The 9289-nt window shown below is 73.2% G+C and carries 4 protein-coding genes; 1 reads left to right on the top strand and 3 read right to left on the bottom strand.

Annotation, left to right across the window (positions count from 1 at the left end):
* From BZL64_RS19205 to BZL64_RS19195, 3 genes are all read right to left on the bottom strand, one after another.
* Positions 1-2000 (bottom strand): ATP-dependent helicase (locus BZL64_RS19205; RefSeq protein WP_143663217.1); only part of this gene is annotated, 2000 nt, incomplete at its 3' end.
* Between the two features lie 229 nt (positions 2001-2229).
* Positions 2230-5583, bottom strand: a complete 3354-nt coding sequence (locus tag BZL64_RS19200; protein ID WP_086770423.1) for an ATP-dependent helicase — start codon at positions 5581-5583, stop codon at positions 2230-2232.
* 308 nt (positions 5584-5891) lie between these two features.
* Positions 5892-6305: an MGMT family protein gene (locus BZL64_RS19195; protein ID WP_279634604.1), complete on the bottom strand. Its 414-nt coding sequence runs from the start codon at positions 6303-6305 to the stop codon at positions 5892-5894.
* A gap of 185 nt (positions 6306-6490) precedes the next feature.
* Here BZL64_RS19195 and BZL64_RS19190 point away from each other — a divergent pair, with 185 nt between their 5' ends.
* Complete coding sequence (locus BZL64_RS19190; RefSeq protein WP_086770421.1) at positions 6491-9196, top strand: lysylphosphatidylglycerol synthase transmembrane domain-containing protein; 2706 nt, start codon at positions 6491-6493, stop codon at positions 9194-9196.
* Positions 9197-9289 lie beyond the last annotated feature (93 nt).

The raw sequence follows: 9289 nt of genomic DNA, 5'->3' as shown, positions 1-9289 counted from the left end.
ACGTCCCACTCCAGGCCCTTGGACCTGTGCGCGGTGAGGACCTTGACGGTGTTCTCCCCGCCGGGCAGGGCGTTGTCCAGCCCCTTCTCGTACTGGGCGGCGGTGCGCAGGAAGCCGAGGAAGGCGAGCAGACTCGCCTCGCTCTCCGCGGCGGCGAAGGAGGCGGCGATGTCGAGGAAGTTCGACAGGGTCTCGCGGCGGCGGGCAGCCAGGGCGTGCGGGGACGCCGACAGTTCGACCTCAAGGCCGGTGACGGCGAGGACGCGGTGCAGGACGTCCATCAGCGGGTCGGACAGGGAGCGGCGCAGGTCGCGCAGTTCCGCCGCGAGCCGGGCGAAGCGCACGCGCGCGTCCGGGGAGAAGGGCAGCCCGTCGTCTCCGGTTCCCTCCAGGGGCGATTCGAGGAAGGTGTCGAGCGCGTCGGCGAGCGAGATCACCTCGGAGGGGTCCACGCCCTCGACCGCCGCGGCGAGCCGCCGGTCCGGGTCGTCGCCGTCGCCCCCGCGCGCGTGGGACACGAGCAGCCGCGCGCGTCGCCCCAGGAGGGCGAGGTCGCGGGGTCCGATGCGCCAGCGCGGGCCGGTGAGGAGGCGGACCAGGGAGGCGTTGGCGCCGGGGTCCTGGAGAACCTGACAGACGGCGACGAGGTCGGCGACCTCGGGCAGGTGCAGCAGGCCGGAGAGGCCCACCACCTCGACGGGTACGTCGCGGGCGACCAGAGCGCCCTGGATCTCGGCGAAGTCGGTGGCCGTGCGGCACAGCACGGCGATCTCGCCGGGTGCCTTGCCGGTGTTCACCAGGTGGGCGACGGAGTCGGCGATCCAGTCGATCTCCTCCGCGTGGGTGGTCAGGAGCGCGCAGCGGACCATGCCGTCGCGCTCGGCGCCGGGGGCGGGGCGCAGTGCCTCCACGCCCGCGTGCATCGCGCGCAGCGGTTCGGCCAGGCCGTTGGCCAGGTCGAGAAGCCGGCCGCCGCTGCGGCGGTTCTCGCTGAGCGCCTGGCGGGTCGCGGGGTGGCCGTCGGCGTGGGCGAAGTGCTCGGGGAAGTCGTCGAGGTTGGCGACGGAGGCGCCGCGCCAGCCGTAGATCGCCTGGCAGGGGTCGCCGACGGCGGTGACGGGGTGGCCGGTTCCGCCGCCGAAGAGGCCGGCCAGGAGGGTGCGCTGGGCCACGGAGGTGTCCTGGTACTCGTCCAGAAGCACCACGCGGAACTCGTCGCGCAGGAGGCGGCCCACTTCGGGGATCCGGGCGAGCTGGGCGGAGAGGGCGATCTGGTCGCCGAAGTCGAGCAGGTCGCGCTCGCGCTTGACGGCCCGGTAGCGCAGCACCAGCTCGGCGAGTTCGCGCCGGGCTGCGGCCGTCTCGGGCACCTTGCGCAGATCGGCGTTGCTGAGTTTGGCGCCCTCCAGGGTGTGCAGCAGCTCGGCGTCCCACGCGCGCAGGTCCTCGGGGCGCACCAGGTGTTCGGCCAGCTCGGAGTCGAGGGCGAGCAGGTCGCTGACCAGGTCGGCGAAGGACCGGGTGAGTGCCGGATAGGGGCCGGGAGCCTCCCTGAGGACGCGCGCGGCGAGCTGGTAGCGGGTGGCGTCGGCGAGCAGCCGGGACGTCGGCTCCAGGCCGATGCGCAGGCCGTGGTCGGTCAGCAGGCGGCCCGCGAAGGAGTGGTACGTGGAGATCACCGGCTCGCCCGGCGGATTGTCCGGGTCGATGACGTCGGGGTCGGTGACGCCGGCCCTGATCAGGGCCTTGCGGACGCGCTCGGCGAGTTCGCCGGCGGCCTTGTTGGTGAAGGTGAGGCCGAGGACCTGCTCGGGGGCGACCTGGCCGGTGCCGACCAGCCACAGCACGCGCGCGGCCATCACCGTGGTCTTGCCCGAGCCGGCTCCGGCCACGATCACCTGCGGGGCCGGCGGCGCGGTGATGCAGGCCGTCTGCTCCGGGGTGAACGGGATCCCGAGGAGCTCCTTGAGCTGCTCGGGATCGGTGATGCGGGCGGGCATGGGGAGAGGCTAGCGGCGGGCACTGACAGTCGATGACAAAACGCCTGCCGCCGGGCAGAAAGCACAGGTCAGCCGGTGTGGTGCGGTCCGTCACACAAGCTGCTCTAGCAATCGCCCACCGAATCGCCCGCGCCGTACGCCGCACCAGCCCGCTCACGCCATACACAGCACCGGTCCACTCACGCCTGCCCCGCACCACCCGCCCACGCCCCTCGGTGCACCGGCGGGCTCACTCCACGACCTGGCGCCCCTCGGGCCGGGCGCTGCAGGAGGCGCGGAAGGCGCAGTGCGTGCAGTGCTGGCCGGCGCTGGGCGTGAACCGTTCGTCGAGGACCTTGCCGGCGGCGGTGGCGAGCAGGTCGCCGACCCACTCGCCGTCCAGCGGCTCCTGCGCCTGGACCTTGGGCAGGCTCTCACCGCCGTCCCTCTTGGCGGCACCCTGGCGCAACTGGACGAGTTCGGCGCCGCCCGGCTCGGGGCGGGCACCGTCGAAGACCTCGTCGACCGCGCCCTCGCTGACGGCGAGCTGGTAGACAGCGAGCTGTGGGTGGTGTTCCACCTCGCGCGCGGTGGGCGCGGCTTTGCCGGTCTTGAAATCGACGACGTAGGCACGGCCGTCACCGTCGGCCTCGACGCGGTCCATCTGGCCCCGGATGCGGACCTCGTACTCGCCCGCTTCCAGGGTGACGTCGAAGTCGTGCTCGCTGGCGACGGGCGTACGGCCGGTGCGGTCCATGACGTGCCACTTCAGGAACCGTTCGAGCGCCACGCGCGCGTGCTCCTTCTCCTGCGCCGACTTCCAGGGCGCGTCGAAGGCGAGCGCGTTCCACACGGAGTCGAGGCGCTCCATGAGGACGGCGAGGTCGGCCGGGGTGTGTCCGGAGGCGACCTCGTCGGCGAGGACGTGCACCACGTTGCCGAAGCCCTGGGCGACCGTGGCCGGGGCGTCGGCCTTCACCTCTCGCCCCAGGAACCACTGGAGGGCGCAGGTGTTGGCCAGCTGGTCGAGGGCGCTGCCGGAGAGCACGACGGGCCGGTCGCGGTCGCGCAGCGGCACCTTGCTCTCGGTCGGCTCGAACATGCCCCACCAGCGGTACGGGTGCGCCGTCGGCACCAGGGGACGGCCGTCCTCGTCGGCCAGGGCGGCCAGGCGGGCGAGGCGGTGCGCAGCGGCTTGCCTGAGCGGTTCCGAGACACGGGGGTCGACCGTCGTGGCGCGCAGTTCGGCCACCAGTGCGGCGACAGAGAGGGGGCGGCGCGGGCGGCCCGTGACGTCCTTGGGCTCGACGCCGAGTTCGGTGAGGAAGCGGGAGGGCTGGTCGCCGTCGTCCGCGGGCGCCTTGACCGCCGTGACGACGAGCCGGTCCCGCGCGCGCGTGGCGGCCACGTAGAACAGGCGGCGTTCCTCCGCGAGGAGGGCGCCCGGTGTGAGCGGTTCGGCGAGCCCGTCGCGGCCGATGCGGTCGGCCTCCAGCAGGGAGCCGCGGCGGCGCAGGTCGGGCCACAGACCCTCCTGCACACCCGCGACGACGACCAGGCTCCACTCGAGCCCCTTGGCTCGGTGCGCGGTCATCAGGCGTACGGCGTCGGGGCGCGCGGCACGCCGGGTGAGGGTGTCGGCGGCGATGTCCTCGGCCTCGACCTCGGCCAGGAAGTTCAGCGCGCCCCGCCCGCCGGTGCGCTCCTCCGCGCGCGCGGCGGTGGCGAACAGCGCGCATACGGCGTCCAGGTCGCGGTCGGCGTTACGACCGGCCGCGCCGCCACGGCGGGCGGACCGTTCCAGGCGCGTGGGCCAGGGCGTACCCGCCCACAGCTCCCAGAGGGCCTCCTCGGTCGTGCCGCCGCCCGCGAGACGCTCTCGGGCCTTCCTCAGCAGCGCGCCCAGGCGCTGGGCACCGCGCGCGTACACCGGGTCGTGCACGGCCAGGCGCTCCGGCTGGGCGAGGGCCCGCGCGAGGAGTTCGTCGGACGGCGGCGGCAGGGGGTTGCCCGCGGCCCGCTCGTCGTCGCGGAGGGCACGCCCGAGGCGGCGCAGATCGGCGGCGTCCATGCTCGCGAGGGGCGAGGCGAGCAGGGTGAGGGCGGTCTCGGTGTCGATCCAGGAAGCCTCCGCCGGTTCGACGTCGACCGGCCCGCTCCCACCACCCTCCGGGCCGTCGCCCTCGGCAGGCCGTGCCGCGGCTGAGGCCGTCTCGGCCGTGGCCACCGCGCGCAGTGCCGTCAGCAAGGGCGCCACCGCCGGTTCGTGGCGCAGGGGAAGGTCGTCGCCGTCGATGTCGAGGGGGACGCCGGCGGCGGTGAGAGTGCGGCGGACCGTGGGGATCGTGCGGGAGCCGGCGCGCACCAGGACGGCCATCTCGCCCCAGGGCACGCCGTCCTCCAGGTGCGCCCGGCGCAGGATGTCGGCGATGTTGTCCAGCTCGGTTCCGGACGTCGGGTAGGTGTAGACCTCGACCTGGCCCCCTTCGCGCGCGGCGGCGAGATCGCGGTGGGCGCGGACCTTCTCGGCCGGGAGGCGGGTCAGGGGCATGCGCTGGGTCACGAGCCGGGTGGCGGCCAGCACCGTGGCGCCGGAGCGGCGGGAGGTGCGCAGGACCTCTACCGGGGCCGGCCGTCCGTCGCGGCGCGGGAAGGTCTCCGGGAACTCCAGGATGCCGTTCACGTCGGCGCCCCGGAAGGCGTAGATCGACTGGTCCGGGTCGCCGAAGGCGACCAGGGTGCGGCCGCCGCCGGCGAGGGCGCGCAACAGCCGGACCTGGGCGGGATCGGTGTCCTGGTACTCGTCGACGTAGACGGCGTCGTACTGCGCGGCGAGCCGCTGGGCGATCTCGGGGCGGTGGGCGAGCAGGACGGCGCGGTGGACGAGTTCCGCGTAGTCGATCACTCCGTGCAGGTCGAGGACGTCGAGGTACTCGGCGAGGAAGGAGGCCGCGGCCCGCCAGTCGGGGCGGCCGATGCGGCCGGCGAAGGCGTCCAGGGCGTCGGGACCGAGACCCAGCTCGCGGCTGCGGGCGAGCACCGCGCGGACCTCGTCGGCGAAGCCGCGCGTGGTGAGGCAGGCGCGCAGGTCGTCCGGCCAGCGCACGTGCGCGAGGCCGTGCCGCTGGAGTTCGACCTGGCCGGCGAGCAGCTCGCGGACGGCCACGTCCTGTTCGGGACCAGAGAGCAGCCGCAGCGGTTCGGCGAACAGACCGCTGTCCTGTTCGCCGCGGACCAGGGCGTAGCAGTACGAGTGGAACGTGGTGGCGCGCGGCGCGCGGGCGGCGCCCATGCGCAGTGCCATACGGTCGCGCAGCTCGACGGCCGCCTTGCGGCTGAACGTCAGTACGAGGATGCGCGCGGGGTCGCCGCCGCTCGCCACACGGGCCGCGACCGACTCGACGAGTGTGGTGGTCTTCCCGGTGCCCGGCCCCGCCAGGACGAGCAGCGGGCCGGTGGTGTGGTCAACCACGGAGCGCTGTGCGGCGTCCAGACGAGGGGGATCCACCCGCACCGGGCGGGTACGCACCAGCCGGTACGCGCCACGGCTCCCCTGCCGCCCCTGGGGGTGCGGCAGGCGCCTGGTGGAGAAAGAGGAGCTCACGTGGTTCGCCGGTCCTGGTGGGTGTACAGATCGTCACGTCCGGCGCTGTGCGCCGTCCGGAGGGGGCCGTGGTGGGAGGGGTGCCGCCCTGGGCGGGCGGTGGTCGCGGGATGAGGGCGCCGCGTGCGGCCGACGCTACGCCGCCGAGCAGCCCGCGAGGACGGCTTCCGCTTCTTCCCTCAGGGCCCGGGTGGCCCGCAGGCCACGCAGGTCCCTCGGCCCTCGAACGTACGCCATGTCACGGACGTGCCCCGTTTCCCCCGTACGGGCCACAGGGTCCCCCTGGGCGGGGTCGATGGCGGAAGCTGTCAGATGTGACCCTGCGCACGCTCACCGCCGTCCCACCTCGCCCGTCTCATGTCCAGGCGCGGCAGGTGCCCCTCGGCGGCCCGGCTCGCCGCTTTCAGCGGCGTGCCCTCGGCGCGGTAGTGGTCGAGGGCCCGAAGTTCGTGGCCCGGCAGCAGCACTCCGTCGGCGCGCACGACACGCCACCAGGGGACGGCTCCGCCATAGAGGGCCATCACCCGGCCGACCTGGCGCGGCCCGCCCGTCTCGAGCCACTCGGCCACGTCGCCGTAGGTCATGACGCGTCCGGGCGGGATCAATTCCGCGACATCGAGGACGCGCTCGGCGTACTCCGGCAACGCGTCACCGGTGAGGTCCGGCGGCGCGTCGCCGGTCTGCTCCGGGCGGGCGGCTTCCGGAAGGCTCTGCTCGCTCATCCGACCCATCCTGCACCACCGCACCGACAACGCGACGGGCCCGCGGCAGTGTGTGACCCTCGCCCCAGGGAGACGCTTCGGGCAGACTGTGCGACCCGCGTTTGCACCCTGATGACCCTGTGTGTCGGTGCGGCATGCCACCATCGTGCGGGCGGTGACCGGTGATACGAGATCAAGAAGAGACGATGAAGCAGCAGGGTGTGCATCCCGATGACGCGGAGGGCACCTCTGACGCTGCGTCGCGCCCGGACACCGCCGGCCCGGCGGAACAGGACGAGGACCTGGTCGAGGTGACGCACATCGACGAGGTCGAGGGCGACGAACCGCTGCTTCCCGCGCGCGTGCACCGCCCCTCCGACCTCATGCGGCTGCTGATCGGTGTGCTGGCCGTCGTCGTCCTGCTGGGCATCGCCGCCTTTGCGCACGGAACGACCTCGGGCCTGGAACAGGACATCAACAAGGGCACCGGCCAGGCACCCGATCTGCTCATCAAGATCGCTGGGCTGGCGTCCAGCATCGCGATCCTGCTGGTACCGGTCGCGTTCGCCATCGAGCGGCTCATCAAACGGGACGGGCTGCGGATCGCCGACGGTGTGCTCGCGGCGGTCCTCGCCCACGGAGTGACGCTCGCCACCGACCTGTGGGTCGCCAAGGCCGCCCCGGACTCGATCCAGGAGGCGCTCACCCAGCCCTCCCCCGGTGACATCCACGCTCTCACCGACCCCGTGCACGGCTATCTGGCGCCCGTCATCGCCTATATGACGGCCGTCGGCATGTCGCGCCGACCGCGGTGGCGCGCGGTGCTGTGGATCGTGCTGATGCTCGACGCGTTCTCGATGCTCGTCACCGGCTACACGACCCCGTTCTCGATCATCCTGACGGTTCTGATCGGCTGGACCATCGCCTACGGCACGCTGTACGCGGTCGGCTCGCCCAATGTCCGGCCCACGGGACGGACGCTGATGGCGGGCCTGCGGCACGTCGGCTTCCACCCGGTGAGCGCCGCGCGCGAGGAGGTCTCGGAGACCCCGGAGACCGGCGACCGCGGCCGGCGCTACTTCGTCACCCTGGAGAACGGCCCACCGCTGGACGTCACGGTGGTCGACCGCGAGCAGCAGGCGCAGGGCTTCTTCTACCGCGCGTGGCGCAATCTGACCCTGCGCGGGTTCGCCACCCGCAGCAGCCTCCAGTCGCTGCGCCAGGCGCTGGAGCAGGAGGCACTGCTGGCCTACGCGGCGATCGCGGCAGGGGCCAACGCGCCGAAGCTGATCGCGACCTCGGAGCTGGGCCCCGACGCTGTCATGCTCGTCTACGAACACACCGGCGGCCGCACCCTCGACTCGCTGGCCGACGAGGAGATCACCGACGAGCTGCTGCACGACACCTGGCAGCAGGTGCGCGCCCTCCAGTCCCGCCGTATCGCGCATCGCAGACTGGTCGGCGACGCCATTCTGGTGGATCGTTCCGGCACGGTGATCCTCACCGACATGCGGGTCGGCGAGATCGCGGCCGGTGACCTGCTGCTGCGCATGGACACCTCGCAACTGCTCGTGACGCTCGGCCTGCGGGTGGGCGCCGAACGCGCGGTCGCGTCCGCGGTGAGCGTGCTCGGTCCCGACGCCGTCGCCGACTGTCTGCCGATGCTCCAGCCCATCGCGCTGAGCCGCTCCACGCGCGCGACACTGCGCAGACTGGCCCGTGAGCGGGCGCAGCGGGAGCGTGACGCCGTCCTGGAGGCCTCCCGGCAGGCCAAGCAGGCCCGTCACGCGGCGGCCGGGCACGAGAGCGGTCCCCCCCTCGACAAGGCCGAGAAGAAGGCCGTGCGCGCGGAGACACGGGCCGAGAAGCGAGCCATCGACGACGCGCTGGACGAGGCCCGCGAGGAGGACCTGCTCACGCAGATCCGCCACGAGGTGCTGCTGATCCGGCCTCAGGCGCCGGTGGAGCCGGCCCGCCTGGAACGGGTGCGGCCGCGCACACTGATCAGCTTCATCGCCGGCGCGATCGGCGCGTACTTCCTCCTGACCCAGCTCACGCACATCGAGTTCGGTCCGCTCATCGCCAACGCCGAGTGGGGCTGGGTCGCCGCGGCCGTGCTGTTCTCGGCGCTGAGCTATGTGGCGGCGGCGATGAGCCTGTTGGGTTTCGTGCCGGAGCGGGTGCCCTTCGTCCGGACGGTGGCCGCGCAGGTCGCCGGGTCGTTCGTGAAGATCGTCGCGCCCGCCGCGGTCGGCGGGGTCGCCCTCAACACGCGGTTCCTCCAGCGCGCGGGGGTGCGGCCGGGGCTCGCGGTGGCGAGCGTCGGCGCCTCTCAGCTGTTCGGGCTGGGCTGCCACATCCTGATGCTGCTGTCGTTCGGCTATCTGACCGGCACCGAGAAGACACCGTCGCTGTCGCCGTCCCGGACCGTCATCGCGGGACTGCTGACCGTGGCGGTCCTGGTGCTCGTGGTGACCTCGGTGCCGTTCCTGCGGAAATTCGTCGTCACGCGCGTGAGGTCGCTGTTCGCGGGGGTCGTACCGCGCATGCTGGACGTGCTCCAGCGGCCTCAGAAGCTGGTCACCGGCATCGGTGGCATGCTGCTGCTGACGGCCTGCTTCGTGATGTGCCTGGACGCGTCGATCCGCGCGTTCGGCGACGAGACGACCTCGATCAGCCTCGCCAGCGTCGCCGTCGTCTTCCTCGCCGGCAACGCGCTCGGTTCCGCCGCCCCGACGCCGGGCGGTGTCGGGGCCGTGGAGGCGACCCTGACGGTCGGTCTGATCGCCGTCGGCCTCCCCAAGGAGGTCGCCGCCCCAGCGGTGCTGCTGTACCGGCTGCTGACGCTGTGGCTGCCGGTGCTGCCTGGCTGGCTGGCCTTCACCCACCTCACCCGCAAGGGCGCCCTCTAGGGCGTGTCACCTCACCCGCAAGGGCGCCCCTCCAAGCCCCGGCGTCGCGGCAACGGGCGTACCTCGTACGGCCCGTGCCCCGCGCGCGGGGCA

Origin of the sequence: Streptomyces bobili, assembly GCF_002154575.1 — a bacterium.
Lineage (GTDB): Bacteria > Actinomycetota > Actinomycetes > Streptomycetales > Streptomycetaceae > Streptomyces > Streptomyces bobili.
This window is presented reverse-complemented; position numbering and strand designations above follow the sequence as displayed.